This window comes from Streptomyces sp. NPDC104761 (assembly GCF_055583445.1).
Window position 1 is genome coordinate 156,440 of the sequence record NZ_JBVJNZ010000003.1, and the last position, 24,671, is coordinate 181,110.

Annotated in this window: 24 protein-coding genes; 4 read left to right on the forward strand and 20 right to left on the reverse strand. The window is 72.3% G+C overall.

The features are described from left to right. Nucleotides 1-111: 111 nt before the first annotated feature. The 4 genes from ACZ63F_RS10450 to ACZ63F_RS10465 all read right to left on the reverse strand — a co-directional run bounded on the left by ACZ63F_RS10450 (nt 112) and on the right by ACZ63F_RS10465 (nt 4,807). Complete coding sequence (locus ACZ63F_RS10450) at nt 112-801, reverse strand: TetR/AcrR family transcriptional regulator (protein ID WP_469710065.1); 690 nt, start codon at nt 799-801, stop codon at nt 112-114. A 56-nt stretch (nt 802-857) separates the two neighbouring features. Further along, nucleotides 858-1,889 carry a PDR/VanB family oxidoreductase gene (locus tag ACZ63F_RS10455; RefSeq protein ID WP_469710066.1) on the reverse strand — a complete coding sequence of 344 codons (1,032 nt, stop codon included), beginning with the start codon at nt 1,887-1,889 and terminating at the stop codon, nt 858-860. After that, entirely contained in the window at nt 1,889-2,785 is an 897-nt protein-coding gene (locus ACZ63F_RS10460; RefSeq protein WP_469710067.1) for a metal-dependent hydrolase, read from the reverse strand. The genes ACZ63F_RS10455 and ACZ63F_RS10460 overlap by 1 nt, the downstream gene beginning before the upstream one ends. Nucleotides 2,786-2,878: 93 nt before the next feature. Then, a complete protein-coding gene (locus ACZ63F_RS10465; RefSeq protein ID WP_469710068.1) occupies nt 2,879-4,807 on the reverse strand; it encodes a hypothetical protein in 1,929 nt (642 codons plus the stop codon). A gap of 164 nt (nt 4,808-4,971) precedes the next feature. Between ACZ63F_RS10465 and ACZ63F_RS10470 the strand changes: the two genes are divergently transcribed. Continuing rightward, nucleotides 4,972-5,379 (forward strand): hypothetical protein, encoded by a 408-nt coding sequence (locus ACZ63F_RS10470; protein WP_352353930.1) that lies wholly within the window; start codon nt 4,972-4,974, stop codon nt 5,377-5,379. Nucleotides 5,380-5,470: 91 nt separating this feature from the next. On the opposite strand, the gene ACZ63F_RS10475 is transcribed toward ACZ63F_RS10470, so the two are convergent. The 8 genes from ACZ63F_RS10475 to ACZ63F_RS10510 all read right to left on the reverse strand — a co-directional run bounded on the left by ACZ63F_RS10475 (nt 5,471) and on the right by ACZ63F_RS10510 (nt 14,018). Continuing rightward, nucleotides 5,471-7,027, reverse strand: a complete 1,557-nt coding sequence (locus tag ACZ63F_RS10475) for a DUF1996 domain-containing protein (RefSeq protein WP_469710069.1) — start codon at nt 7,025-7,027, stop codon at nt 5,471-5,473. A gap of 173 nt (nt 7,028-7,200) precedes the next feature. Next, complete coding sequence (locus tag ACZ63F_RS10480; protein ID WP_469710070.1) at nt 7,201-7,851, reverse strand: response regulator transcription factor; 651 nt, start codon at nt 7,849-7,851, stop codon at nt 7,201-7,203. Next, nucleotides 7,836-9,116 carry a sensor histidine kinase gene (locus ACZ63F_RS10485; protein WP_469710071.1) on the reverse strand — a complete coding sequence of 427 codons (1,281 nt, stop codon included), beginning with the start codon at nt 9,114-9,116 and terminating at the stop codon, nt 7,836-7,838. Before ACZ63F_RS10485 ends, ACZ63F_RS10480 begins: the two co-directional genes overlap by 16 nt. A 237-nt stretch (nt 9,117-9,353) precedes the next feature. Next, complete coding sequence (locus ACZ63F_RS10490; RefSeq protein ID WP_469710072.1) at nt 9,354-10,358, reverse strand: NAD-dependent epimerase/dehydratase family protein; 1,005 nt, start codon at nt 10,356-10,358, stop codon at nt 9,354-9,356. Nucleotides 10,359-10,443: 85 nt separating this feature from the next. After that, nucleotides 10,444-11,022, reverse strand: coding sequence for a winged helix-turn-helix domain-containing protein (locus ACZ63F_RS10495; protein WP_469710073.1), 579 nt, complete (start codon nt 11,020-11,022; stop codon nt 10,444-10,446). Between the two features lie 410 nt (nt 11,023-11,432). After that, complete coding sequence (glnII, locus tag ACZ63F_RS10500; RefSeq protein ID WP_293991202.1) at nt 11,433-12,464, reverse strand: glutamine synthetase; 1,032 nt, start codon at nt 12,462-12,464, stop codon at nt 11,433-11,435. 334 nt (nt 12,465-12,798) lie between these two features. Beyond that, nucleotides 12,799-13,527, reverse strand: a complete 729-nt coding sequence (locus ACZ63F_RS10505; RefSeq protein WP_469710074.1) for a hypothetical protein — start codon at nt 13,525-13,527, stop codon at nt 12,799-12,801. Nucleotides 13,528-13,649: 122 nt separating this feature from the next. Then, complete coding sequence (locus ACZ63F_RS10510; protein ID WP_469710075.1) at nt 13,650-14,018, reverse strand: arsenate reductase family protein; 369 nt, start codon at nt 14,016-14,018, stop codon at nt 13,650-13,652. A 231-nt stretch (nt 14,019-14,249) separates the two neighbouring features. Here ACZ63F_RS10510 and ACZ63F_RS10515 point away from each other — a divergent pair, with 231 nt between their 5' ends. Next, nucleotides 14,250-14,570 (forward strand): hypothetical protein, encoded by a 321-nt coding sequence (locus ACZ63F_RS10515; RefSeq protein WP_469710076.1) that lies wholly within the window; start codon nt 14,250-14,252, stop codon nt 14,568-14,570. Between the two features lie 254 nt (nt 14,571-14,824). Here the strand turns inward: ACZ63F_RS10515 and ACZ63F_RS10520 are convergent, their stop codons facing one another. Both ACZ63F_RS10520 and ACZ63F_RS10525 read right to left on the reverse strand, forming a co-directional pair. Beyond that, on the reverse strand, nt 14,825-16,009 hold the full coding sequence (locus tag ACZ63F_RS10520) for a winged helix DNA-binding domain-containing protein (RefSeq protein WP_469710077.1): 1,185 nt from the start codon (nt 16,007-16,009) through the stop codon (nt 14,825-14,827). Between the two features lie 103 nt (nt 16,010-16,112). Further along, nucleotides 16,113-16,856 carry an alpha/beta hydrolase gene (locus tag ACZ63F_RS10525; protein ID WP_469710078.1) on the reverse strand — a complete coding sequence of 248 codons (744 nt, stop codon included), beginning with the start codon at nt 16,854-16,856 and terminating at the stop codon, nt 16,113-16,115. Nucleotides 16,857-17,088: 232 nt separating this feature from the next. Here ACZ63F_RS10525 and ACZ63F_RS10530 point away from each other — a divergent pair, with 232 nt between their 5' ends. After that, on the forward strand, nt 17,089-17,373 hold the full coding sequence (locus tag ACZ63F_RS10530) for a hypothetical protein (RefSeq protein WP_469710079.1): 285 nt from the start codon (nt 17,089-17,091) through the stop codon (nt 17,371-17,373). A gap of 25 nt (nt 17,374-17,398) precedes the next feature. On the opposite strand, the gene pspAB is transcribed toward ACZ63F_RS10530, so the two are convergent. The 5 genes from pspAB to glnA all read right to left on the reverse strand — a co-directional run bounded on the left by pspAB (nt 17,399) and on the right by glnA (nt 22,248). Then, nucleotides 17,399-17,983: a PspA-associated protein PspAB gene (pspAB, locus tag ACZ63F_RS10535; protein ID WP_469710517.1), complete on the reverse strand. Its 585-nt coding sequence runs from the start codon at nt 17,981-17,983 to the stop codon at nt 17,399-17,401. Between the two features lie 2 nt (nt 17,984-17,985). Further along, nucleotides 17,986-18,906 carry a zinc metalloprotease HtpX gene (htpX, locus tag ACZ63F_RS10540; RefSeq protein ID WP_469710080.1) on the reverse strand — a complete coding sequence of 307 codons (921 nt, stop codon included), beginning with the start codon at nt 18,904-18,906 and terminating at the stop codon, nt 17,986-17,988. A gap of 98 nt (nt 18,907-19,004) precedes the next feature. Then, nucleotides 19,005-20,411: a hypothetical protein gene (locus ACZ63F_RS10545; protein WP_469710081.1), complete on the reverse strand. Its 1,407-nt coding sequence runs from the start codon at nt 20,409-20,411 to the stop codon at nt 19,005-19,007. Nucleotides 20,412-20,478: 67 nt separating this feature from the next. Then, nucleotides 20,479-20,736, reverse strand: a complete 258-nt coding sequence (locus ACZ63F_RS10550; RefSeq protein ID WP_469710082.1) for an SCO2583/SCO2584 N-terminal domain-containing protein — start codon at nt 20,734-20,736, stop codon at nt 20,479-20,481. A 102-nt stretch (nt 20,737-20,838) separates the two neighbouring features. After that, nucleotides 20,839-22,248 (reverse strand): type I glutamate--ammonia ligase, encoded by a 1,410-nt coding sequence (gene glnA / locus ACZ63F_RS10555; RefSeq protein ID WP_351954576.1) that lies wholly within the window; start codon nt 22,246-22,248, stop codon nt 20,839-20,841. Nucleotides 22,249-22,459: 211 nt separating this feature from the next. On the opposite strand from glnA, the gene ACZ63F_RS10560 reads away from it, so the two are divergent. Continuing rightward, nucleotides 22,460-22,927, forward strand: coding sequence for an RDD family protein (locus tag ACZ63F_RS10560; RefSeq protein ID WP_352353956.1), 468 nt, complete (start codon nt 22,460-22,462; stop codon nt 22,925-22,927). 86 nt (nt 22,928-23,013) lie between these two features. On the opposite strand, the gene ACZ63F_RS10565 is transcribed toward ACZ63F_RS10560, so the two are convergent. Further along, nucleotides 23,014-24,660, reverse strand: coding sequence for an FAD-dependent oxidoreductase (locus tag ACZ63F_RS10565; RefSeq protein WP_469710083.1), 1,647 nt, complete (start codon nt 24,658-24,660; stop codon nt 23,014-23,016). Between the last annotated feature and the right edge of the window lie 11 nt (nt 24,661-24,671).

The window sequence follows — 24,671 nt, forward strand, 5'->3', positions numbered from 1 at the left end:
TCTGCCCGTTCTCCTTCCCCCCCCCCCCCCCCCCCCCCCCCCCCCCCCCCCCCCCCCCCCCCCCCCCCCCCCCCCCCCCCCCCCCCCCGCAGCCGCGAAACGACAGCAGCCCTAACCCGCCAGGGCGATCAGGCGGGCGGCCAGGTCGGTGAACGGGCCGTCGGTCGGCTCTCCCTGGACCATCCGCTTCACCAGCGCCGTCATCTCCTCGTCGTACGCCGCGCTCACCGCCGTCAGCGCGGCGAAGTCGTGGACGAGCTGGACCTCCAGCTCGGCGCGCGGGATGCGCCGCCCGTCGAGCCAGATCAGGGCCGTCGACTCGGCGAGGGAGATCCAGGAGCGGATGACCAGTTCCAGGCGGGGCGGTGCCTCGGTGACGTCGAGGTGGGAGAGGATCTGCTCGTAGGCGGCCTGCCGTACGGAGTCGATGAGGGCGTTGGTCGCCGAGGAGCCGACCGCGGGGCCGCCGCGCATCAACGCGGCGAAGCCGGGCCCGTGTTCGTCGACGAAGTCGAAGAAGCGGCGCATCACCCGCAGCAGCCTGGCCCCGAGCGGACCCTCGTGCGGCTCGTGGAAGCGGCCCGCGAGATCCTCCGAGGCCCGCTTCAGCGCGGCCTCGTACAGGCTCAGTTTGCCGGGGAAGTAGTGGTAGACCAGCGGCCGCGAGATGCCCGCGGCCGAGGCTATCTCGTCGATGGAGACCTCGTCGGGCGAGCGACGGCTGAACAGTTCGAGGGCGACGCCGATCAACTGCTGCCTCCGCTCCTCGACTCCCATCCTGCGGCGTACCCCGGTTGTCATGCGAACACCTTACCGATCGGATCCGGCCTCCCACGGACCTGACCCTTCACGGGTGTTCACAGATCCAGCACAAGTCTCCCACTTCGGGCCCGCGACACACAGATGAGCATCGAGTCGGCACGCTCCGTGTCCGTGAGGAGCTCGTCCCGGTGCTCCACCTCCCCTTCCAGCACCCGCTGCACGCAGGTCCCGCAGAACCCCTGTGCGCAGGAGTACGACGTGTCCGGCAGCTCCGCACGTACCGCGGCCAGCACGGACGAGTCGGCAGGGACCGTCAACGTCCGTCCGCTGCGCCGTAGTTCGAGTTCGAAGGCGTGGTCGCCGCCGGTGCCGGTGCGCGGCGCGAAACGTTCCAGGCGGACCGCCGGGAAGCGCTCCTCCATCGCCGACATCAGCCCCTCCGGGCCGCAGCAGTAGACCGCCGCGCCCTCCGGGACGGCCAGCGCGTCGAGGTCCGGGCGGCCGTCCTCGTCCTCCGTGACGACGGTGACCCGCTCGTCCCCGGCCAGCTCGTCCAGGAACGGCATGGAGGGGCGGGTCCGCCCGCAGTACAGCAGCCGCCACGCCACCCCCTCCGGGACCGCCCGCACCATCGGCAGGATCGGCGTGATGCCGATGCCCCCGGCCACGAACACGTACGAGGCGGCCTCGACGAGCGGGAAACGGTTGCGCGGCCCGCGCACCTCCAGCTCCATGCCCGCCACGACCTGCTCGTGGACCTCCCGGGAGCCGCCCCGCCCGTCCGCGACCAGCCGGGCGGCGATCGTGTACGAGGAGGTGTCGGCCGGGTCCCCGCAGAGCGAGTACTGCCGCACCAGCCCGGACGGCAGAACCACGTCGAGATGGGCGCCGGGCTGCCACGGGGGCAACCGGTCACCCTCCAGGCGCAGTTGGACGACCCCGTCGGCGACCGTCCGGTGCGAGGCGACCAGGAGCCGCAGCGCCCGGGAGCGCGGCCGCCCGGAGGTCGGCGGGTCCAGGGTCGGCATCGGCCACAGCGGAGAGGCCCCGATGCGGCGGCGCAGGGCCCGCCTGACGAGCAGCGCGGCGCCCGCGACGGCGACGACGGTCCGCAGCCTCGGCGTCATCACCTGCCCTCCTGCTCGGCGGCGAGCGCGGCGGGGGAGGAGGCCAGGTAGGCGACGGCCTGCTCGGTGGAGCCCTCCTGGGAGGGGTGGTAGGTGCGGCTGAGGTAGCGCGGGATCGACCTCAGCATGTCTGCGGTGGCGGGCAGCGTGCCGCGCCGGCCGGCCAGGTAGAAGTCCCGGAACCGGGCCCGGCCCTCGACGAGCGTCGGGTCGTTCGCCATGAAGAAGCGGGCGCCGCGCTGCCACAGGAACACGATCGCCGTGAACGCCGTCGCCCAGGTCCGTGCCCGGCGCCGGTAGCCGCCGTCGAGGTGCATGAAGAGGTCGAAGGCGACCGAGCGGTGTTCCACCTCCTCGGCGCCGTGCCAGCGCAACAGGTCCAGCATCATCGGGTCGGCGCCGCGCCGGTCCAGTTCCTCGGCGTTGAGCACCCAGTCGCCGAGGAAGGCGGTGTAGTGCTCGATGGCCGCGATCAGCGCGACCCGTTCGAGCAGCCACCAGCGCCTGGCCTTCCCGGGCGGCAGGGTCCGGTCGCCGAGCAGCTTCTCGAAGAACCAGTCGACCTGCGCGGTGTACGGCGTCGGGTCGAGACCCTGCTCCCTGAGGTGCGGCAGCACCTCGTCGTGGGCCTGGGAGTGCATGGCCTCCTGCCCGATGAACCCGACGACGTCCGCGCGCAGCCGTTCGTCGCGGATGAGCGGCAGCACCTGCTTGTAGACGTGCACGAACCAGCGCTCGCCGGCGGGCAGCAGCAGGTGCAGCACGTTGATGGTGTGCGTCGCGAAGGGATCGCCGGGCACCCAGTGCAGGGGAGTGTCCTCCCAGGCGAAGGACACGTTGCGGGCCTTGAGCGCGATGTGCTCGGACTGCACCGGCTGCGGCTGCTTGTTGGACATGGCGTCAATGTACTGACGGGTAGGTGGCCTGAGAAGCCCCCCGTCCCACCTTGTTTACGCGAACGTCAGCAAGACCCTCCGGGGGTGCCGGGCTCACCGCAGTCCGCTGATCGGGCTCCCGTCCTCCAGAGTCCCCGACAGCTCGGCCTGCGCCCCCTGCTTCGCCTCGGCCACCAGCTGGGTCCCCTGTGCCGACGCCGTGACCCCGCCGGTCGCCCGGACCGACGCGGTGTCGCGGCTGCCCGCGGCCAGCAGGTACCACCGGCCGCCGCCGGACTTCCACAACACCCCGGCCAGCACGTGCGGATCGCGCGGACCACAGGCCGTCACGTCGGCGCCCCTGGCCGCGACCGCCCCGTACCGGCTGCCCGGGGTCCGGAACTGGGCCAGCGACACCGTCCCGTCGCCCCGCCAGGTCTCGGTGCGCGTGCACACCCACGACCCGCTGCCGGCGGCGTCCGGCAGTTCCTGCTCGGCGAACGCCCACGCGTTGACACTGCGCACCCCGGCCGACCGCTCCGCCGCCAGCGAGCAGGCGAACGGCGCCCAGTCGCGCAGCGCCGCCGCCCCCGAGACCTCGCCGGCCTCGCCGGGCCGCCCGGCGGTGAGCCGGGCCGGCATCAGCTCGCCCAGGTCGGTCGAGACGTGCACACCCTGCGCGTCGGTCAGCTGGAGCACGTTCCAGGACGTGCACGCCCCCTGCTGCAGCGCGGGGCTGGCCAGCGGCCCGGTCACCCCGCCGGTCAGCCCGAGGTCCAGCGCCCCGCCGTCCGGCTTCGTCAGGTCCCGCTCGGCCGCCCTGGTCACCCAGGGGGCGGTCAGATAGCGCACGTTGCCGTCGGAGCGGCCGAGCACCAGGGCGCTCGCCTCCACGCCGGTCGCGCCGTCCGCCCGGGCGAAGTCCAGGGCCGCGCCCTGGGTACCGTCCTTCGGCTCGGCGTAGCGGGCGATGCGCAGACCGTCGTAGAAGATCACCACCCGGGCGCTGTCGACCACGCCCGCGTAGAGCAGCTGGGGCGGTCCGGCCGGGCCGCCGGTCTGGGTGCCGGGGGTCGCCGAGACGCGGACGGTGTCGCCGGGGCGGGCCCAGACGGCGAGGGCGCGGCGCAGCAGCGCGGTGTCGCCGGTGAGGGCGCCGCGGGCCGGCCAGGCGGAGAAGTCGGTGCGCGCGGCGGTCTTCCAGGCGGTGGCCGGGACCTTCGTCAGCCGGGCCGGGTCCAGGGCGGCCTGGGCGGCCGGGTTCTGCGCGTACACCGGGGCGGCCGCACCGTCGGCGCCCCAGCCGCCGCCCGGCAGCCCGACCAGCGCCCCGCAGACCGCGAGGGCGGCAGCGGCGGCGAGCGCGGCCTTGGTGTGCCGGCGGCGGCGCATCAGGTCGGTGGGCCGGGCCTGCAGGGAACAGGGGTCGAACTCGGGAGAGTCGAGCAGCGGATACTCGGCCGGGACGCCGTTCGCCTCGGCGAGCGCGCCCTCGGGGTGCTCGACCCCCGCCGCCCGCAGCAGCCCGCGCACGTCGCCGTCGGGGAGCTGTTCGAGGCCGCGCAGCGCGTAGGCGGCGCGGGCCGGGGCGGAGAGGGCGGCGAGCCGCTGGTCCAGGGCGAGTTCGTCGGCACCGCCGGAGCGCGGGAAGAGCCTCAGGCCCCACACCTGGGGGAGCAGCGGCGGCAGCTGGGCGCGCTTCGGCCAGGTGGTGAGCCGCAGCGGCCGGCCCGCCTCCAGTGCCGTCCGCACCACTTCGAGGCGGACCAGGGAGTACCCGGGGTCGGTCTGCCGCCCGTTCGACTGGGCCGGGACCACCGGGACCTGCTGACGGCCCCGGGGGAGCGCCCGCTGGACCAGGGCGTGCGCGGTCAGGACGCGGCGGCCGCGCGCGAGCCCCGGCGGCAGCACCAGGTAGGCGAGCCGGACCAGGCGGGGGTAGTGCTCGACGAGCGCGGCCTCGGCCTGCTCGACATCGACGGCCGGATGCGGGGCTCCGGCGGAGGCGGCTGCGTGACGCTGGGCTACATCCTGTGACTGCACGTCCTGGAGAACGAGCGAACCGTTGGTTGGTCACCGCCACCCGGGTGACACTGCGGTGTCCGCGACGACGCGGGCCGATGTGAGTGGTTCGCGGCCCGCAGCCGTATCGAAGGGGACGGGCCCCCTGCAGGCACCCGGGGCCGGCAACGCGACCGGAGGAACAGATGAGGACGACCCGACCGATGCTCGCCGTGGCCGGCGCCGTGGCCGTACTGGCGCTGGCGGGCTGCGGATCCGGCGACGGCAAGGCGGAGACCAGTATCCCGGTGACGGCCACCGGCAGCCTGGAGAGCCTGGCCGCCAAGGTGAAGTGCACCCCGGACATGCAGATCGACTCCGACGAGGTCCGCCAGGCGATCTGCAAGGTCTCCGCCGGCAAGTTCGTCTTCGCCACCTTCGCCACCGACCGCGGCCAGCGCGAGTGGATCAACGACGCGAAGGACTACGGAGGTTTCTACCTCGTCGGCCGCAAGTGGGTGGCCGTCGGCACCGACAAGGTCGTCAAGGCGCTGCAGACCACGCTGGGCGGCGAGGAGGAGATCGGGGTCGACCACAGCAAGCACACCAGCTGAGGGCCGCGACCCGTACGGCACACACGAGAGCGGGCGGTGGGAGATTCCCACCGCCCGCTCCGTGCTACCGGCGTTGCCGGTCAGCCACCGCTCACTGGCACTTGCGGCCGCTGTTGATGCAGTTGGCGATCTTCGCCGCCAGGTTGTTCTTGGTGACGCTGATGAAGTCGTCGTGGTCGGTCGCGGCCTTGTGCAGCTGCTCCGGGAAGCCGTCCACCGCGTAGGCGTTCTTGACCTGGCCGTTCACGATGCTCGGCTGGGCCAGGTTGTACACCAGGCGCATGGTCAGCTGCGGGATCGCCTTGAAGCCGTTCGGGCAGACACCGCTCGCGGGGTCCGCGAAGGCCACGTGCGTACGGTGGTTGGCGCTGTCGATGTTCACGCCGTCCCAGCAGCTCTGGAAGGCGAACGTCCGCACCACCTTGCTGCCCTGCGGGCAGATCGGGTACTGCTGGGTCAGCTGGACCTTGTTCTCGAAGCCGGTGCAGCTCCAGTGCGCGTTGGCGTTGGCGAGACCGTTGGTCGTGGTCTTCGCGTCACCGGTGATGATGCGCAGGAACTGGGGCATGGCCGTGACCTTGCTGGCCGGGCTGCCGACGTACTTGATCTGCGCCTGGACCGGCGTGATGATCTTGCCGACGTTGCCTTCCTTGCCACCGCCGAGCGCGTTCGCGTCGAACTCCTGCGAGCCGTCCTGCTCACGCACGACCGGCCAGTAGTACGCCGAGAGGTCACTCTGGTTCTGGCAGCTGGAGGGGGCGGCCAGCAGCGAGTCGTTCGTCGAGAACGCGTTGACCTTCTGGTTGCCGACGTAGTCGTGCTCGTGGTGCGCGCCGTTGGTCACGCCGGGCGCCACGATGACGTTGTCGGTGTTGTGGTTCTTGTTCTGGTTCGTACCGCAACGGGTGGTGAAGGAACCCGTCGAGGCCTGGCCGGTGTTCTGCGGCTTGGCCAGGACGTTCGGCGCGACCTTCGTGATGTCCACGAAGTCGGCCGCGGACGGCCCGTTGCCGGCCTGCCCGCCGGCGCCGACGTCGACCGGCGTGCTGGCGCTGGCGCTCGGGGCGGCGCTGGCCTGGCCGTTGTTCCCGTTGTTGTTCTGACCGCCGTTGTTGTTCTGGCCGCCGTTGTTGTTCTGACCGCCGTTGTTGTTGCCCTGCCCGGCGGTGGTCTGGTTGGCGGTCTGCGTGGTGCAGGCGGCGAGCTGCGACAGCGCGCTGTTGAACTGGCCGCCGACCCGGGTGATGTCGATGCGGATCCGGTCGATCGTGGCCGCCCGCTTCTCCTTCAGGGGGCCGACGATCGCGTTCTGCACGAAGTTGGCGTCGTTCGCCTGCGCCTGGCGCGTGGAGGCGAGCCGGGAGTAGGCCTCGGTGATCTGCTTGTCGAGGTTGGCCAGCTCCGCCGCCACCCCCATCTTCGCCTTGTCCGGCACGTTCGTCAGCTTCTGGCCGACGTCCGGGCAGGAGATGGTCGCCACCGTCGCGGAGGCGGCCTTCGTGTAGTTCTGCGCCGAGTTGTTCGACTCGTGAGCCGAAGCGTTCATCTGCGCATAGAGCAGCCCGCCCCCGCCGAGTGCGACAGCCGCCGATGCGGCTACGACCTTGACGGTCAGCGGCGAGCGGCGTTTGCGTATGTTGCGTCCCATGGAACTCCTCAGACCTTCCTTGCGGGGCGGCATCGAGGCGCCCGACAGGAGTGAAGCGGCGTCCTTTCATACGCAGCCCGTCTCAGGCGTGTTCAGGCGTCTCACAAATTCATCAGAGACTTGTTACGCACTTGGGGCACAACTGCCGTTTGAGCAGGGCGGTTTCTGGAAAATCAGCGGTCGCGGTCCAGGTACGCGAGCACCGCGAGGACGCGCCGATTGTCGTCGTCCGACACCTCAAGTCCCAGTTTGGTGAAGATGTTGGAGGTGTGCTTCGCGATGGCCCGTTCCGTGACGACGAGCTGGCCGGCGATCGCCGCGTTCGACCTGCCCTGCGCCATCAGCTCCAGGACCTCCAGCTCCCGCGGTGTCAACCCCCCCAGCGGCCGGTCGCCGGCCCGCCGGGACAGCAGCTGCTGGATCACCTGCGGGTCCATGGCCGTGCCGCCCGCCGCGACCCGCCGTACGGCGTCCACGAACTGCTCCGCGTCGAACACCCGGTCCTTCAGCAGGTACCCCACCGCGCCGCTGCCGTCGGCCAGCAGCTCGCGCGCGTACAGCTGCTCCACGTGCTGGGAGAGCACCAGCACCGGCAGCCCCGGCCGGTCCCGCCGCGCCCGGAGCGCGCACTGCAGTCCCTCGTCGGTGTGGGTGGGCGGCAGCCGGACGTCGACCACGGCCACGTCCGGCCGCAACTCGGCCAGCGCACGGTCGAGTTCGGGACCGGACTCGACGGCGGCGGCGATCTCGAAGCCGTAGGCCTCCAGCAGCCGGACCAGCCCGTCGCGGAGCAGGAACAGGTCCTCGGCTAGGACAACGCGCACGGAATCTCCATCGTGACCATGGTGGGACCGCCGGCGGGGCTGCTGACGGCCAGGACGCCGTCGAATGTACCCAGCCGCCGCTCCACCCCGGCCAGCCCCGACCCGGCCCCGACCACCGCGCCGCCGCGGCCGTGGTCCGTGACCGAGATCCGCAGCATGCCGCCGCCGTCCGGCACGTGGTGCAGGTCCACCCAGATCCGGTCGGCCCCGGAGTGCTTCACCGCGTTGGTCAGCACCTCGCTCACCGCGAAGTACGCCGCCGACTCGACCGGCGCGTCCGCCCGCCCCGGCAGCTCCACCGTCACCTCGGTCGGCACCGGCAGCCGCAGCGCCAGCGCCCGCACGGCGTCCCCGAGCCCGCGCTCGGCCAGTACCGGCGGGTGGATGCCCCGCACCAGGTCCCGCAGCTCGCCCAGCGCCTCCACGGACGCCCGCCGGGTCTGCGCGAGCAGCTGCCGCGCCTTCTGCGGGTCCTTGTCCAGGAGCATCTCGATCGTGCCGAGGTCCATGCCCATGGCCACCAGCCGGGCCTGCGCCCCGTCGTGCAGGTCCCGCTCGATCCGGCGCAGCTCGGCCGCCGAGGCGTCCACCGCGTCCTTGCGGGTCTCGGTCAGCACCCGCACCCGCTCGACGAGTTCGCCCTCCCCGGGGTCGAGGACGGCGCGGGTGAGGCGGAAGTGGGCGGTGAGCAGCCGCGGGCACAGGTACCAGGCGCCGACCAGCAGCACGGCGGCGGTGGCCGCGGCACCGAACGCGGTGGCCTGGTCGGTGACCGGAACGAAGCCGTACCAGTAGGTGCCGTCGAGGGTGAGCACCCGCCACAGCCCGGCGGCCACCGCGAACCCCTCGAACGGATAGAACAGCAGCACCGCCGGGAGCAGCGCGGTCACGAACCCGGCCGTCATGTCGACGAACAGCCACAGCACGTCCCGCCCGACCTGCGGGTCCCGCAGCATCCCGAAGGTCCTGGCCCACGGGTTGGCGTCCGCCGGGAGCGTCCGGTACGCCGACCGGATCCGCACCCCGCACCACTCGTACGCGAGCCGCCGCCGCACGTCCGCCACGTCCCGGACCCCGCCCAGGATCCACGGCGTCGTGACGATCCCGATCCCGATCGGGATCAGCGCGACCGACACCGCGGCCAGCGCGAAGCAGAGCACCGAGACCGGCAGGATCACCAACGCCAGCACCAGCCCCCGCACGGCGGCGAGCAACACCTCCCGTGTCCTGGCCCGAAAGCCTCCGCTGTCTGTGTTCGTCGTCATGCCGTCAGTCTGTCCGACCGCACGAGCGGGGGTCACTGGCCCGAAGCCCCATGTCAGGGGGTGGTGCTGGATACACCCCACGACATGCCGTCCGCCGACTGCGGCGCCGTCGTGGCTCGTCGCGCCCACGCGTCGGAGCCGCACATGCGACACAGCCCCGCGCCCCTGGCGGGGCGCTGCCTGAAGCCCCGTAAGGGGCGCGGGGAACTGCGCGATCAACCCCCACCGGCCCGCGGATCAGTCACGACCGGCGGAGGGAACCCCGAGCACCCGCGCCTCGACGGCGGGGTCGAGCCCGATCCCCGGCCGCACCGGCGCCGCACCGTCGAGGCCCCGGAGCCACCCCCACGTGTCGGCCACCGTCTCCTCCACCGGCCGGCACCGCAGTCCCGTCGCCACCGCCCGCGACACGTCCAGCCCGTGCACACCGTCGTGCAGTTCGCTGCTCGCCGGCACCCACACCGGCAGCTGCGTCCACGGCTCGATCCCGGCCGCCAGGACCGTCTCCGCATCGGTCCACCGCAGCTCCGCGTCCGAGCCGGTGGTCCGGCGGCACGCCTCGAGCAGTTCGCCCATCGTGGCGTGCCCCGGCGGGCTCACCAGGTTGTACGGACCGGACAGGCCCTGTTCCACCGCTCCGAGGGCCCACGCGGCGAGGTCGCGGGCGTCCACGAACTGCACGGGCAGATCGCGCGGTCCGGGCGCCAGCACCGGCCCGCCCCGGGCGATCCGGCTCAGCCACCAGGGCAGCCGGCCGACGTTCTCGTACGGTCCGAGGATCAGCCCGGCCCGCACCAGCACCGAGCCGTCCGCGCCGAAGGACTCCACGGCGGCCAGCTCGCCGCCCAGTTTGTCCTGCGGGTACTCGGTCGCCTCCGCGTCGGCCGCGGCCCCCGTCACCAGGGCCGCCTCCTCGGTGTACCCGGCCGGGCGCGGCCAGTCGTACACCGAGCAGCTCGACACGTACGTATACCGTCCGGCCCGGCCCCGCAGCAGCCGCGCGGTCGCCCGCACCGCCCGGGGTGCGGCCGACCAGGTGTCCACGACCGCGTCCCACTCGGTGCCGTCGGCGAGCGCGGCGAGGCCGTCGGGCGCGGTGCGGTCGCCGTGCAGCGACCGCACCCCGGCCGGGGGCCGGCGGCTGCCCCGGTGGAAGACGGTCACCTCCCAGCCGCGCCCGAGCGCGGCCTCGACGACCGCCCGCCCCACGAACTCCGTACCGCCCAGCACCAGAAGCCTCATGCCGTTGATCGTGCCCCCGGGGAACGCCGGACGTAAGGGGTTCAGCCGAGGGCGGAGCGGCCGTCGGGCGCCCGACGGCCGTCCGTCAGCGGCCCGTCGGCGGGGTGTACTTGTATCCCACCCGGCGGACCGTCTGGATCGCCCGGCGGTGCTCCGCGCCGAGCTTGCGGCGCAGCCGGGCGACATGGACGTCGACCGTGCGGCCGTCGCCGACATGGCCGTAGCCCCAGACCGTGGTGACCAGCTGGTCACGGGTGTGCACCCGGTTCGGATACGCCACCAGATGGGCTAGCAGCTCGAACTCCAGGTAGGTGAGGTCGAGTTCACGTCCGTCGACCTGGGCGGTGCGCTCCACGGTGTCCACGGTGACGAGCGGCCGGGCCCCGGCGGCGGGTTCCGCGGCCGGCTCCTGCGGGTCCGGTACGGCGACCGGCAGGAAGGGCGGCTGCTGGTCCGCCGGGACCAGCACCAGGTAGCCGATCATCGGCGGCTGGCCCGGCAGGGTGGGCAGGGCGTGCTGCGGAGCGGGCAGCCAGGTGGCGCCCGGCGGCAGCAGCTCCGCCATGTCCACGACCTCGTCGCGGTCGACGGCACGCAGCCGGTGGCGGCCGGGCGAGGAGGCGCCGAGGGCGGAGGCGGGGGAGAGAGAACGAGTGGTCGCCATGAGACGTCAGCTCTTTCGCGCGAGGAGTCAGTCGGTCGAGGGCGACGGCCGCGATTCGTGGTCGGGCGCGCCGCGGGGACGTACTGCGTTCCGCGCTGGCCGAAGGCCGGGGTGTACGGCTTTAGAGGGCCCGCGCGTTCGTCGCGCGGCAACACACCCGGTCGAAGTCGTGGTGCTGACGAGAAGGCCAGAACGGCTCAAGGTCCTGGCGACCCGTCGCGCTGCACTTCTGGAAGCTGGCCATGGGCCCATTGAAGCAGACACAGCCGGGAAACAGGACCCTCCTCTCACTGCTTGGACGCTTCTTTGACACGACGCCATGACGACGGCACGACGACGGCACGACTACGGCACGCCGAAGGGGCGCCCACCGTCACGATGGGCGCCCCTTCGGGGGAGTAGTCCGCGGATCAGACCTGGCCGGCCTTGTCCAGGGCGGTGCAGCAGGTGTCGACGATCAGCCGGGTCACGACGTACGGGTCGACGTTGGCGTTCGGGCGGCGGTCCTCGATGTAGCCCTTGCCGTCCTTCTCGACCTGCCACGGGATCCGCACCGAGGCACCGCGGTTGGAGACGCCGTAGGAGTACTCGTTCCACGGGGCGGTCTCGTGGAGACCGGTCAGGCGGTCGTCGATGCCCGCGCCGTAGTTCTTGACGTGGTCGAGCGGCTTGGAGCCCTCGCCGAGCGACTCGCAGGCGGTGATGATCGCGTCGTAGCCCTCGCGCATCGCCTTGGTGGAGAAGTTGGTGTGCGCGCCGGCGCCGTTCCAGTCGCCCTTGACCGGCTTCGGGTCGAGGGTGGCGGAGACGCCGAAGTCCTCGGCGGTGCGGTAGAGCAGCCAGCGGGCGACCCACAGGTGGTCGGAGACCTCCAGCGGGGAGACCGGGCCGACCTGGAACTCCCACTGACCGGGCATGACCTCGGCGTTGATGCCGGAGATGGCCAGACCCGCCTTGAGGCAGTTGTCGAGGTGCGCCTCGACGATCTCGCGGCCGAAGATCTCGTCGGCGCCGACACCGCAGTAGTAGCCGCCCTGGGGGGCCGGGAAGCCGCCCTCGGGGAAGCCCAGCGGACGGGAGCCGTCGAAGAACGTGTACTCCTGCTCGATGCCGAAGATCGGCTCCTGCGCGGCGAACTTCTCGGCGACCTCGACCAGCGCGGCGCGCGTGTTGGAGGAGTGCGGGGTGAAGTCGATGTCCAGGACCTCGCACAGGACGAGGACGTCGTCGCCGCCGCGGATCGGGTCCGGGCAGGTGAAGACCGGCTTCAGCACACGGTCCGAGGAGTGCCCCTCGGCCTGGTTCGTGGAGGACCCGTCGAAGCCCCAGATCGGCAGCGCGTCGAGACCGGCGGGGGCGCCCGCGATGATCTTCGTCTTCGAACGCAGCTTGGCCGTCGGCTCGGTGCCGTCGATCCAGATGTACTCAGCCTTGAAGGTCACGGGCCACATCCTTCGGGGTGGGTCGGGCGCACTTGCGGGTGCAGTGGCGCTACGGCACTGGGGCGCCTCGGTGTTGCCCGGCAGCCTGTCAACAGGCGATTTCCCGATCATTGCTCGAATGTGAACCCGGTGTTACCTGGTGGTTCTGTGCTGCGACTCACGTTGTGGGAGCGGGGCGGGCGGGGTACGGAGCCCAATTCGGGCACCGTGCCCGCCCCTTCGCGGCGGCCGTCGGCCTTCCCTCCGTAAAGGCCGACGGCCGAGCCCCGGTTCGTGTCTCCGGTCAGCCGACCTTCTCGATCAGCCGACCTTCTCGCTCAGCCGACCCTCTCGATCAGCCGACCTTCTCGATCAGCGCGCGGCGGATCAGGAACTTGCCGGGCTCCCGGACCTGTTCGAAGGCCGCGTTGTTGAGCAGCACGCAGCTGCCGGAGACCGACGTGACCTTCACCGTGGTGGACTTGTTGTTGTCCAGGTTGGTGACCTTCAGCGTGGTCCCCGCCGGGAACTGGTTGCTGGAGGCGGCCGGCGCGCCGGCCTCGCCGGACAGGGTGACCGTGGAGCCCTTGCAGACCTGCTGCCCGGAGGCGGCACCGCCCGTGTTGCCGGTGTTGCCCGTGTTGCCGGTGGCCGCGCTCTGCGACGGCGCCGCCGTGGCGGTCTGCCCGGTCTGCCCGGTCTGCCCGGTCTGCCCGGCCTGGCCCGTCTGCGTCCCGCTCGCCGCCTGGGAGCCCTGAGCCGACTCCCCAACGACGCAACCGGACGCCTTCTGCTGGACCTTGATCTGCGCGACGACCGCCTCGCGGTTGGCGATCCGGGCCGACGACTGGGCGTCCGGGTTCGCCTTCTGGTCCGCGATGAACTTCTGGTTGTTGCCGAGGGCCGTGGCCAGCCCCGAGCAGACGGTCGAGTCGGCGGCCGACGACAGCGTCTTCGCGCCCTGCGAGGGCTGCGCGGCGTTCGAGGTGGACGCCAGGACGAAGGCCCCGCCGCCGGCCACGGCTGCGGCGCCGACCAGCAGTGCGATCGTCTTCTTGGCGCCGAGAGTTCTCCTACGCGACATGCGCGCCTCCTCAAAGGGGGTGGGGGAGCGTACGTCGGTAAGTACGAGATACCGAACGCCGTTACTCAGCAGTTACCGGAGTTCGCTGAAGTAACCTGCGTCACAGTAGAGTTGAGGGCTGTTCAGCTCTTGCGCCTGGCCAGCGCTTCCTGTACGGCCTCGTCGGTGCGGGCGACCACCGCCGTGCCGTCGTCGGCGGTGATGATCGGTCGCTGGATGAGCCTGGGGTGCTCGGCGAGGGCCGTGATCCACCGCTCGCGCGCGCCCGTGTCCCGTGCCCACTCCTTCAGCCCCAGCTCCTTGGCGACGGGCTCCTGGGTGCGGGTGATGTCCCACGGTTCGAGCCCGAGCCGCTCCAGTACGGCCCTGATCTCGTCCTCGGTCGGTACGTCCTCCAGGTAGCGGCGGACGGTGTAGTCGGCCCCCTCGGCGTCGAGCAGGCCGATCGCGCTGCGGCACTTCGAGCAGGCGGGGTTGATCCAGATCTCCATGCGGGGAACGGTACGCGAGCTCTCGTCCCGGACGGCTATGTTCGAATTCCGGGGGGTGTCGTGAGGACCCCTCACGCCCATCGCGTCCCATCTGAAAAACCCGCACCCACCTGGGAGTTCGGCGCCTTTTCGGGCTGTCTCGTTGTCAGTGCCGGACGGTACACTGGACGCAGTGTTCGAGAGGGTCGCCGGGAGGTCCGGGGGCGCTCCGACCGCGACAGGAGGATGCCCGTGCCCGCTGCCGCACTGAAGCCGAAGCCGAAGTCCCTGCCGACCCAGTCCACCGCGAAGCGTGCGGTGCTGCTCGACTCGCCGTACGCGCCGGCGGAGAAGCGTCCGCTGCCGGCCGGGCGGCCACGCGAGTGGTACGTCACCCACAACCGCCGCCTGAAGGCCATGCGCCTCGCCATCGCGCTGCTCGACTCCGGCGTCTACGCGCCGGGCCAGGCGCGCAACGAGACGATACGGAGCACGGCGCAGAGCATCGGGATCCACCCGCCGTCGGACACGACGTGCCACATGGTGCGGGCCCTGATGCGATATTCACGGTGAGCCGGTGGCGCCGGGTGCCGTGAGTTTCCTGCGGCGCCCGGCGCTTGGCGCCTGGGGGCTGCCGCCCCCAGGCCCCCGCATCAGCGGACGGCCGTTGTAGTCCGGCTGCGGGCCGGTGGGGGCTGGTCGCGCAGTTCCCCGCGCCCCTTACGGGGCGCTGCGGTCGCGTCACTGACACAGCTGCGGGCAGGCGTGCTGCAGGGCGGCACCCTGCAAGCGCCGGTGAGCTTCCCCCCGGCCTCACCCGCTCAGCCTCACCCGCTCAGCTCTCGTTCCAGCGGCGTCCGGAACCGTGGCGTCACCCTCGCGGCTCCCGCCCAGCCCCGCAGCCGCTCCGCCTCCGCCGCCACCGCCTGCTCGGCCTCTCTCCGGATGCCCGGATCGGGGATCCGCCAGGCGATCTCGCCGTCCCGGCGCTGCGCCCAGCCGCCCACCACCAGCCCGTTCCACCACACCGTCGGCCCCACGTTGCCGCTTCTGTCGAAGAGCAGTGGCCGCAGCTCCGGCGGCAGGTACCAGTCCCGCCGCTGCCATGCCATGGCCGTCGGGTCGAGGGCGGGGAGGAGGGCCGCCCAGGGACGGGACGGCCCGGTGACCGCAGGCAGGTCGCCGGCGGTCACGTACCCCGTGTCGTCCTCGTCGAGGGTCACCGGCTCCGCTCCGATCGCGGTCAGCGCCCGGCGGACCTCGGTCACCCGCCACCCCGTCCACCACTTGAGGTCCGCCTCCGTGGCCGGGCCGCAGGCGTGCAGCCAGCGGTTCAGCAGGACCGCCTGGGCCTCGGCCGGGTCCAGCTCCGGATGGTCCGGCGCCGCCGCCCACCGGAACTGGCTCGACGTCCAGGAGCCCAGCGGGCGGCCCCGTACCACCTTGCCCTCGACGCCCAGGACCCTCAGCAGGCGCGTCGAGACGGTGTGGATGCCCTCGTAACTCTTGCCCGCGGCGTACGGGAACTGCTCGCGAAGGCGTGGTTCGGCGGCCGCAAGCTCCGACGCCGTCGCCTGCCCGAGCCGGGCCAGCTCGGCCAGCGTCGAGGACTCGACGTCCGCGAGCCAGGCCGCGTCCGGGGCACCGGCCCGCGCCATGTCCTTCAGCAGCGCGGCGCGTTCGCGGGCGGCCACCGTCAGGCCCGTGGAGGCGTGGACCACCGCCGTGAGGTCCGCGGGGAAGACGAACACCGTGTGCCGCATGCCGTGCATCCGCACCAGGGTGCGGTCCTCGTACAGGGCCCGCTCCGTCTCCGGCACGGTCTTCGCCGCATCGGCCAGTCGCGCCCCCGCAGCCAGGTACACCGTCGCCGGATCCGAGCCGTGCAGCGCCACCAGCGCCTCGGCGACCTCCTCCGGTGTCGTCGCCCGTGCCGGGCCCGCCAGCCGGTGGCGCAGCGCCAGCCGGGCCCGCCGCTCCGCCACCCCGATGTGCCGCCGCCCGCCGCTCATGCCGACCTCCCCGTGGACTCCTCCTGACCGCATCCTGCCCGACGCCACTGACAGTCACCGGCTCGCCGGACACGCGGGGCCGCCCTCAGCCGGGCCCCCAGGGTCAGCCGTGCCGCTCCAGCAGCAGCCTGACGAGCTCCCGTCGGTCTTCCGGGTGGTCCCGGAACCAGAGGCCCAGCCGGTGGTCCGCGTCCGGGAGTTCGAAGCGGGTGTACCGGGACCGGGCCCGCAGGGCGTCCTGGACGGCGTCCGTGACCTGCGGCGGGATCACCGCGTCGGTACCGGGCACCGCGAGGACCGCCCGGCCCCCGAAGGACCTGAGCGCCTCCAGGGCGGGCGACGTGTGCCAGGCGCCGGGGGTGCGGATCAGCTCGGTGAAGCGGCCGGTGCCGTCACCGAAGGGAACGTCCCAGGCCGCGGGCGTGTAGACCGCGGGGCAGCAGAGGCCGATCGCCGAGGCCCGGTCGCCGTAGTGCCGTACGAGATCCGCGACCGTCTGGCCGCTCATGCTGAAGCCCACCAGGACCAGCGGGCGGTCCGGCCCCACCTGGGCGTCGATGACCGCCGTCGCCTGCCCGAAGCGGCGGCGCAGGCTCAACTCCGCGAGGGCGCCCGTGCTTTCGCCGTGGCCCGAGAAGTCGAAGGCCAGGGCGGGGCAGCCGTGGGCGGCGAACTCCGCGAGCAGCGGGCGCAGTCGCCGTTCGCTGCCGTTGCCGGCGCCGTGCAGGAGGACGGCGACCGGTCCGCCCGTGCCGTCCGCGCCGTGCGCGGCCGGGGTGCGGACCCCGCTGAGCCGTTCGCCGTCGTACTCGTGGGTGAAGCTGGTGAGTTGAGCCACGTGGCCCATTCACCCACGGCCGCGCCCACGCGTGCACGCGCGAAAACGGGATGCACGCCGAGTGACCGGCTCCCTACGCTGGAGAGGCGTTGCGGAGTGGTCGACCACCGCTTTCCGAAGGGCAGGCCGCGCCCCCGGGACTCGGGACTACACTGCCGCGCACCGATGGACGGCCGCCCGTCCCCCGCGTGCCGTCGGATCCGTCGAACGCTCACACCACACCACGCCACGGAGGCCCGTCATGGGCACCATCGTCCTATCCGGAACCGTCGTTCTGGTCATCCTCGGATTCGGCAACCACAACTGGTGGCTTGCCGCCGTCGCCCTGCTCTTCCTGTACGTGCAGTACGGGCGGGACTCGTCGTCGGCCTCCTCGTCGGGCGGTTCGTCCGGCGGGGGCGGGGGCATGGCCGGTGACTACAAGACGTACCGCGACCGCCGCGACCAGCAGGCCAAGTGGGAGCGCCGCTACCGCCGCGAGCGCCCCCTGGAGTTCCGGCGCCAGCAGAAGGAGAAGGGGAAGTAGGCGGGCCGTGGGCGCCCCCGGCCGGTCACAGGCCGGGGGCACCCCAGACCGGGAACCAGCGGCTGAGGTCCTGCTCGATCCGCAGGTCGTTCGCGAGCGCCGCCTTCACCTGCAACTCCAGTGCGCTGTCGCGCCGCTGACCGGAACCGGGCAGCGGCGCGAAGGGGTAGAAAGTGCCCCGCTTGTAGAGATAGACGAGCGCGAGCCTGCGCCCGCGCTCGTCCTCGAAGGCGGCCAGGGAGCAGAGCAGCTGCGGGCCGAAGCCGTTGACCTCCATCGAGCTGTTCACCGCGTGCAGGTCGTTGACCAGCTGCGGAAGCTGCTCGGGGGAGCGCTGCGAGACCAGCCAGGAGTACCCGTAGTCGTCCTCGTGCAGCTCCACCGGAACCCCGCCGCGGTCCGCGTCCGCGTCGAGGAGTGCCTGGACCTCCCGGTGGGTCTGCTCGAAGGCCGCGCCCTCCACGGTGGCGAAGCACACCGCGCCCCCGCCGGTGGGCCGGAACCCGGCCGCCGCCTCCAGCGCCACCGCCGCCGACGGCAGCGCGAACAGCTGGTCGAGATCGGGCGCGACCGGCTTCGTACGGCCCAGCAGGATGTCCAGGAACCCCATGCTCACCCGGCCTTTCCGGGCGTCGCCGCCTCACCCAGCTCCGCCGAGATCCGCCCCAGCTGCTCCAGCCGCTGCTCCAGGGTCGGGTGGGTGGAGAAGATGCGCTCGATGCCGGGCTCCTTGCCGGTCGCCGGGGTGAAGTAGAACGCGTTGAAGGCCTGAGCCGTGCGCAGGTCCTTGGTCGGGATCCGGGCGATGTCACCGGAGACCTTGGTGAGCGCCGACGCCAGCGCGGAGGGCCGGCCGGTGAGGTGGGCGGCCGCCCGGTCGGCGGCCAGCTCCCGGTACCGGGACAGTGCCCTGATCAGCAGGAAGCTGATCGCGTACACGGCGGCGGAGACCCCGATGATCGCGGCGAACACGGCGGCGGTGTTCTGGTCGCGCCGGCCTCCGCCGAAGAGCTGCGAGTAGAAAGCGAACCGCACGATGAGTCCCGCGATGACCCCCAGGAAGGACGCGACCGTGATCACGGCGACGTCCTTGTGCGCCACGTGCGACAGCTCGTGCGCGAGCACGCCCTCCAGCTCGGCGGGCTCCAGCCGCCGCAGCAGCCCCGTGGTCACACAGACGACCGCGTGATCGGGATTCCGCCCGGTCGCGAACGCGTTCGGCATGTCCATCTCGGAGACGGCGACGACCGGCTTCGGCATGTCCGCGATCGCACACAGCCGGTCCACCACGGCGTGCAGCTCCGGATACTCCTCCCGCTCCACGACCCGCCCGCGCATGGCGAACATCGCGATCCGGTCGGAGAACCAGAACTGCGCCACGAACATCGCGCCCACCAGCACGACGACCATCAGCCACGACTTCAGCAACACGATCAACGCGGCAACGAAGCCGACGTACAACAACCCGAGCAGGAACAGCGTGACCGTCATCCGCACGGTCAGCCGGCGGTCGCTCCGGAAGCGGCTCTGCATCTTGCCTCACCCCGCAGTCAGGCACTCGTCCCGCTGTCCAGTGTGCACCTGCGCCGTCCCATGAGGAGGTTCCGAACGTCCCTAGTAGCGGCAAAGGCTCAGCCCGGTACGCCGGCCTCCCGCTTGCGTCTGGTCAGCACCCATGCGCTGAACAGGTGCCGTCCCCGGTCCAGCAGCGCCGCCACCTCCTCGGAGCCGAGCGGCACGTCCGGCGTCGGGTGCCACTGCTGGACGGACCGCTCGGCCCAGCCGCGCAGTTTCACGTCCGGGTCGTCGAGGAGGGCGACCGCGGCCCGCAGCCGCACGAGTCCGCCCCGCGCGTCCAGCAGCCGGAAGGCGGCGACCCGCGCATGCCGTGGCCGCCCGGCCGCCAGCCGGTCCATGAGCCACCCGGCGCCCAGCGCCCCGGCGGACGGCAGCAGGTTCACGGTCGCCTCCCGGACGACGCCCGGAGCCGGGTCGTCGAGCAGGTCCCTGAACCGTGGCACGTCCGTCACGTCGAGGATCCGCGACCCGGCCACCGCGGCCGCCCGCACGCCGGGGGAGGGGTGGGCGAGCAGCGGGGCCAGCAGCCCGGCGTCCGCCCGCTCCCCGCACTCGGCCAGCCCCATGACCGCGCCGGGCGGCAGCGCGGGGTCACCGGCGGCGACCCGGCGCCGGTACCAGGGCAGCGGGTCGGTGCCGTACTGCCGGACCACGTACCGTGCGCAGGCGCGTACGGCGCCGGACCGGTCGGCGAGGAAGCCGGCCGCCCGCTGGGGCCGCCCGGCCCGCCGCAGCGCCGTCACCCCGATCGACCGCACGCGTGGCCCACGCGCGGCCAGCAGCGGCCCGAGCACGTCGGCGGCGGGCGCACCTTCCGGTACGAGGGCCACCGCGGCCTCGGCGCAGAGGGTCTGGACGGCGGGGTCGGGGTCCCGGGCGGCGGCCCGTGCCAGCTCGGCGGCGGACAGCTTCCCTTCCGCCACGGCCAGGCGGTGGGCGAAGCGCCGGACGGTACGGTCGCCGTCGGCGCACAGCCGCCCGAGCTGCTCGTGGGACGCTCCCCGCAGGACGTCGCCGAGGACCTCGACGCCGAAGGCGCCGCGCCCGCGCCGGCCGACGAGCAGGATCAGGGGCGCGAGCGAGACGGCGGCCTCCGCGTCGAGGGTCGCGCGCAGCAGCTGCCTGGCCCGCTCCCGCACCGGCTCGACCCAGTCCGCGCAGCGGATGACGACCAGCGGCAGCAGCGCGGGGAAACGCGTCGACGTCTCCAGCGCCGCCTGCCTGATCCGGCCGTCCCGGTGGCAGAGGGCCAGCGCGGCCCGCGACTCGGTGAGCGCGTCGCGGTGCTCGCCGTCGGCCTCGGCACGGCTGGGCAGCGCGTCACGCAGCGGCCAGGACCGCGCACCGGCGTCCAGGGCGAGCCAGCCGGCCGGATCGGCACCGCCGATCACGTCACCGGGCGCGGCCCCCTCGGCGAGCCGCAAGGCCACGGCCTCGCCGTCCCCGTACTCCGCACGCATCCCCGCACTCCGTTCCGCCTGCCGTCCGGGCGATGCTAGGTGAACGGGCGAACACGCGGCCGGATTTTTAGTACGGAGACCGCGTCTGCAGGTACCCCAGCAGCAGGATCACCGCCGCCACGCACCCCAGCACCACCGCCGTCGGCACCCAGGACGACCGCCGCGGTCCCACCGGTCCCGGATCCGGCCGGAACGGCACCGGTCCCGGCGGGTTCTCCTTCCAGCGGGCGGCCAGCATCCGCGCCCGCGCCGACGGCTCCTTGTGCTCGGCCTGCCCGACCCACCGCAGGTCGAACTCCCGTTCCTCATCGCCCGGTTCGGCCATCCCGTTTCCCCCGTCTCGAACATCAGTACCGACGCACGATACGACGACGCCCCCGTCCCGAGAAACCGGAACGGGGGCGTCGAACAGCCGAAACGGCGTCTGTCACACGTCGAAGTACAGCTCGAACTCGTGCGGGTGCGGGCGCAGCTGCAGCGGGGCGATCTCGTTGGTGCGCTTGAAGTCGATCCACGTCTCGATCAGGTCGGGCGTGAAGACGTCACCGGCGAGCAGGAACTCGTGGTCGCGCTCAAGGGAGTCGAGGACGGCCGGGAGGGAGGTCGGGACCTGGGCGACGTTCGCGTGCTCCTCGGGAGCCAGCTCGTAGAGGTCCTTGTCGATCGGCTCGGCCGGCTCGATCTTGTTCTTGATGCCGTCCAGGCCCGCGAGGAGCAGCGCCGAGAAGGCCAGGTACGGGTTGCCGGAGGAGTCGGGCGCGCGGAACTCGACGCGCTTGGCCTTCGGGTTCGAACCCGTGATCGGGATACGCATCGCGGCGGAGCGGTTGCGCTGCGAGTACACCAGGTTGATCGGCGCCTCGAAGCCCGGGACCAGGCGGTGGTAGGAGTTCACCGTCGGGTTGGTGAAGGCGAGGAGGGAGGGGGCGTGCTTGAGGATGCCGCCGATGTAGTAGCGGGCGGTGTCCGACAGGCCCGCGTAGCCGGCCTCGTCGTAGAACAGCGGGTCGCCGTTGGCCCACAGCGACTGGTGCACGTGCATGCCCGAGCCGTTGTCGCCGAAGATCGGCTTCGGCATGAAGGTCGCGGTCTTGCCGTTGCGCCAGGCCACGTTCTTCACGATGTACTTGAAGAGCTGCAGGTCGTCGGCGGCCGCGAGCAGCGTGTTGAACTTGTAGTTGATCTCCGCCTGGCCGGCGGTGCCCACCTCGTGGTGCTGGCGCTCGACCTTCAGGCCGTTCTTCTCCAGCTCCAGGGAGATCTCGGCGCGCAGGTCGGCGAAGTGGTCGACCGGCGGGACCGGGAAGTAGCCGCCCTTGTAGCGGACCTTGTAACCACGGTTGTCCTCGAGCGCGCCGGTGTTCCAGGCACCCGCCTCGGAGTCGATGTGGTAGAAGCTCTCGTTCGCCGAGGTGGCGAAACGGACGCTGTCGAAGACGTAGAACTCGGCCTCGGGACCGAAATACGCGGTGTCCGCGATACCGGTCGACGCGAGGTAGGCCTCCGCCTTCTTCGCCACGTTGCGCGGGTCGCGGGAGTACTGCTCGCCCGTGATCGGGTCGTGGATGAAGAAGTTGATGTTGAGCGTCTTGTCCCGGCGGAAGGGGTCCACGCGGGCCGTCGACAGGTCGGCGCGCAGCGCCATGTCGGACTCGTGGATCGCCTGGAAACCGCGGATCGAGGATCCGTCGAAGGCGAGCTCGTCGTCCGGGTCGAACGCCTCGACGGGCACCGTGAAGTGCTGCATGACGCCCGGCAGGTCGCAGAAGCGGACGTCGACGAACTTGACGTCCTCGTCCGCGATGAACTTCTTGGCCTCGTCGGCGTTCTGGAACATCCAGCTCCTCCTACTCCCGGCCGTTCCCGTGCCGGGGTGGTAGTTCGTTCGTGCGGCCAGTGCGGTGGCACACGTTGTCCTCGACCCTAGGGACGGGTGATTTCTCGGGCGTGACCCATTTGTTTCGCTGAAGTTAACCGACCTCGGTTCCACCGTAGCCCTTGGCACCCCGCCGCCCCAGGGGCCGGGCCGGGCCCAGTACCGTGGACGGGTGGACAACAGGCAAGCAATCGGATCGTGGCTCTCCGGACCCCGCGCGGCCATGGAGGACGCGGGCGCCGAGTTCGGGTACCGGGGCGAGCAGCTCGGTCTGCCGGAGGAGGGGCCGGGCTCCATCGCCCGCCCGGGACGGCGGCTCGGGGCGCTGGTCGTGGACTGGGCGCTGTGCGTCTTGATCGCATACGGCCTGATCACCGACGGCTACACCCCGGCGACCGGCAACTGGGCCCTCCTCGTCTTCCTCGTCCTCGGCGTTCTGACGGTCGGTACGCTCGGCTTCACGCCGGGTAAGCGGCTGTTCCGGCTGCGGGTGGTCGGCGTCGGGACGGGCCGGGTGCAGCCGCTGCGCGCCCTGGCCCGCACGGTGCTGCTGTGCCTCGCGATCCCGGCACTGGTCTGGGACCGGGACGGCAGGGGGCTGCACGACCGGCTGGCGAAGACCGTAGAGGTCCGCATGTGAGGTAGCGGTTCGGCTGCGGGCCGGTGGGGGCCGGTCGCGCGGTTCCCCGCGCCCCTTACGGGGCTACTCCCCGGCCCCACCCCGGCTCACTTCCTCCGCAGCACCCGTCCCAGTACCCCCCGCAGCTCTCCCTCCGGGTCGGGTGCGGCGCCTTCCGAGCGCCAGGCCACGAAACCGTCAGGCCTGACCAGTACCGCGCCGTCCTCCGTCGTACCGTGCGCCGCCGTCCAGCCGCCGTCGCCCTCCTCCCTGTCGTACACGAGATCGCCCGCCCTCCCGATCCGGTACGTGTCCAGCCGCAGCCGCTCCGTGTCCGCGATCCGCCGGGCGGCCGCGTGCCAGGCGGCGCCGCCCGCCGATTCCGCGCCGCTCAGCAGCACCATGGACCGCTCGTACAGGTCGAGCGTGGACACGCGCTCCCCCTCCCGGCGCAGCCACATGTGCGGGGCCCGGCTGCCCGGCTGGCCGGTGAGGTTCATCCCGTTGGGGACGAGCGGCTGGTCCGGGTCGGTGCCGAGGACCGCGCCCTTCGGGTAGCGGTAGCCGAGGACGATGTTGAGGATGCCGCCGCGCCGGTCGGCGCCGACGCCGGGGGCGGGCGCGAAGCCGGGGTGGCTGTGCTCCACGGAGCGGGCGGAGGCGCGGGCGCTGGTGGCGAGGGCGACCGGGCGGCGCTCGGCGTCGTAGGAGTCGAGCAGCTCGGGGCCGGCCCAGCCGTCCAGGACCGCCGCCAGCTTCCAGGCGAGGTTGTGGGCGTCCTGGATGCCGGTGTTGGAGCCGAAGGCGCCTGTCGGGGACATCTCGTGCGCGGAGTCGCCGGCCAGGAAGACCCGCCGGTCGGCGTAGCGTTCCGCGACCCGTTCGGCCGCCCGCCAGGACGCCCGGCCGGTGACCTCGACGTCGAGGTCGGGGACGCCCACGGCGCGGCGGATGTGCCGGGTGAGCCGCTCCTCCGTGAACTCGTCGAGGGTCTCGCCGCGTTCGGGGTGCCAGGGCGCGTGGAACACCCAGCGCTCCTTGTTGTCCACGGGGAGCAGGGCGCCGTCCGCCTCCGGGTCGGTGAGGTAGCAGCAGATGAAGCGGCGGTCCCCGACCGTGTGCTGCAGCAGCTTGGAACGGAAGGTGATGCTGACGTTCGCGAACAGGTCGCCGGGGCCGGTCTGGCCGATGCCGAGCCGGCCGCGGACCGGGGAGCGCGGGCCGTCGGCCGCGACCAGGTAGTCCGCGCGGACGGTGTACATCCGGTCGGAGTCACGGTCGCGGACGTACGCCGTCACTCCTTCGGGGTCCTGCTCGAAGGACTCCATCTCGTGGAAGTAGCGCAGCTCGCCGGTGAGTGACTCGGCCGCCCGGCGGAGCACCGGTTCGAGGTCGTTCTGGCTGCACAGGCACCAGCCCGTGGGGCTGAACCTGGCGAGTCCGCCGCCCGGGTCGATCTCCTTGAACAGCCAGTCGCCGGCGTCGCCGACCAGCGTCGGGGTCTGCAGGATGCCGTGGTTGTCGGCGAGGAGGGAGGCCGCGGCCTTGATGTCCGGCTCGATGCCCGCTCTCCGGAACAGCTCCATCGTCCGCACGTTGTTGCCCCGGCCCCGTGGATGGATCGAGGTCCCGGCGTGTCTCTCGACGAGCATGTGGCGGACGCCCAGTCGGCCCAAGAAGAGGGACATGGACAGGCCCACGAGGGAGCCGCCCACCACGAGGACGGGGACCTGGTGATCGGTTTTCTGGTGCATCGGGCACTCCA

What these genes read in the sequence shown, in the direction of transcription:
- ACZ63F_RS10450 (WP_469710065.1), bottom strand. Translation starts at nt 801, where the DNA reads ATGACAACCGGGGTACGCCGCAGGATGGGAGTCGAGGAGCGGAGGCAG.
- ACZ63F_RS10455 (WP_469710066.1), bottom strand. Translation starts at nt 1,889, where the DNA reads ATGACGCCGAGGCTGCGGACCGTCGTCGCCGTCGCGGGCGCCGCGCTG.
- ACZ63F_RS10460 (WP_469710067.1), bottom strand. Translation starts at nt 2,785, where the DNA reads ATGTCCAACAAGCAGCCGCAGCCGGTGCAGTCCGAGCACATCGCGCTC.
- ACZ63F_RS10470 (WP_352353930.1), top strand. Translation starts at nt 4,972, where the DNA reads ATGAGGACGACCCGACCGATGCTCGCCGTGGCCGGCGCCGTGGCCGTA.
- ACZ63F_RS10475 (WP_469710069.1), bottom strand. Translation starts at nt 7,027, where the DNA reads ATGGGACGCAACATACGCAAACGCCGCTCGCCGCTGACCGTCAAGGTC.
- ACZ63F_RS10485 (WP_469710071.1), bottom strand. Translation starts at nt 9,116, where the DNA reads ATGACGACGAACACAGACAGCGGAGGCTTTCGGGCCAGGACACGGGAG.
- ACZ63F_RS10490 (WP_469710072.1), bottom strand. Translation starts at nt 10,358, where the DNA reads ATGAGGCTTCTGGTGCTGGGCGGTACGGAGTTCGTGGGGCGGGCGGTC.
- ACZ63F_RS10495 (WP_469710073.1), bottom strand. Translation starts at nt 11,022, where the DNA reads ATGGCGACCACTCGTTCTCTCTCCCCCGCCTCCGCCCTCGGCGCCTCC.
- ACZ63F_RS10505 (WP_469710074.1), bottom strand. Translation starts at nt 13,527, where the DNA reads ATGTCGCGTAGGAGAACTCTCGGCGCCAAGAAGACGATCGCACTGCTG.
- ACZ63F_RS10510 (WP_469710075.1), bottom strand. Translation starts at nt 14,018, where the DNA reads ATGGAGATCTGGATCAACCCCGCCTGCTCGAAGTGCCGCAGCGCGATC.
- ACZ63F_RS10520 (WP_469710077.1), bottom strand. Translation starts at nt 16,009, where the DNA reads ATGAGCGGCGGGCGGCGGCACATCGGGGTGGCGGAGCGGCGGGCCCGG.
- ACZ63F_RS10525 (WP_469710078.1), bottom strand. Translation starts at nt 16,856, where the DNA reads ATGGGCCACGTGGCTCAACTCACCAGCTTCACCCACGAGTACGACGGC.
- ACZ63F_RS10530 (WP_469710079.1), top strand. Translation starts at nt 17,089, where the DNA reads ATGGGCACCATCGTCCTATCCGGAACCGTCGTTCTGGTCATCCTCGGA.
- pspAB (WP_469710517.1), bottom strand. Translation starts at nt 17,983, where the DNA reads ATGGGGTTCCTGGACATCCTGCTGGGCCGTACGAAGCCGGTCGCGCCC.
- htpX (WP_469710080.1), bottom strand. Translation starts at nt 18,906, where the DNA reads ATGCAGAGCCGCTTCCGGAGCGACCGCCGGCTGACCGTGCGGATGACG.
- ACZ63F_RS10545 (WP_469710081.1), bottom strand. Translation starts at nt 20,411, where the DNA reads ATGCGTGCGGAGTACGGGGACGGCGAGGCCGTGGCCTTGCGGCTCGCC.
- ACZ63F_RS10550 (WP_469710082.1), bottom strand. Translation starts at nt 20,736, where the DNA reads ATGGCCGAACCGGGCGATGAGGAACGGGAGTTCGACCTGCGGTGGGTC.
- glnA (WP_351954576.1), bottom strand. Translation starts at nt 22,248, where the DNA reads ATGTTCCAGAACGCCGACGAGGCCAAGAAGTTCATCGCGGACGAGGAC.
- ACZ63F_RS10565 (WP_469710083.1), bottom strand. Translation starts at nt 24,660, where the DNA reads ATGCACCAGAAAACCGATCACCAGGTCCCCGTCCTCGTGGTGGGCGGC.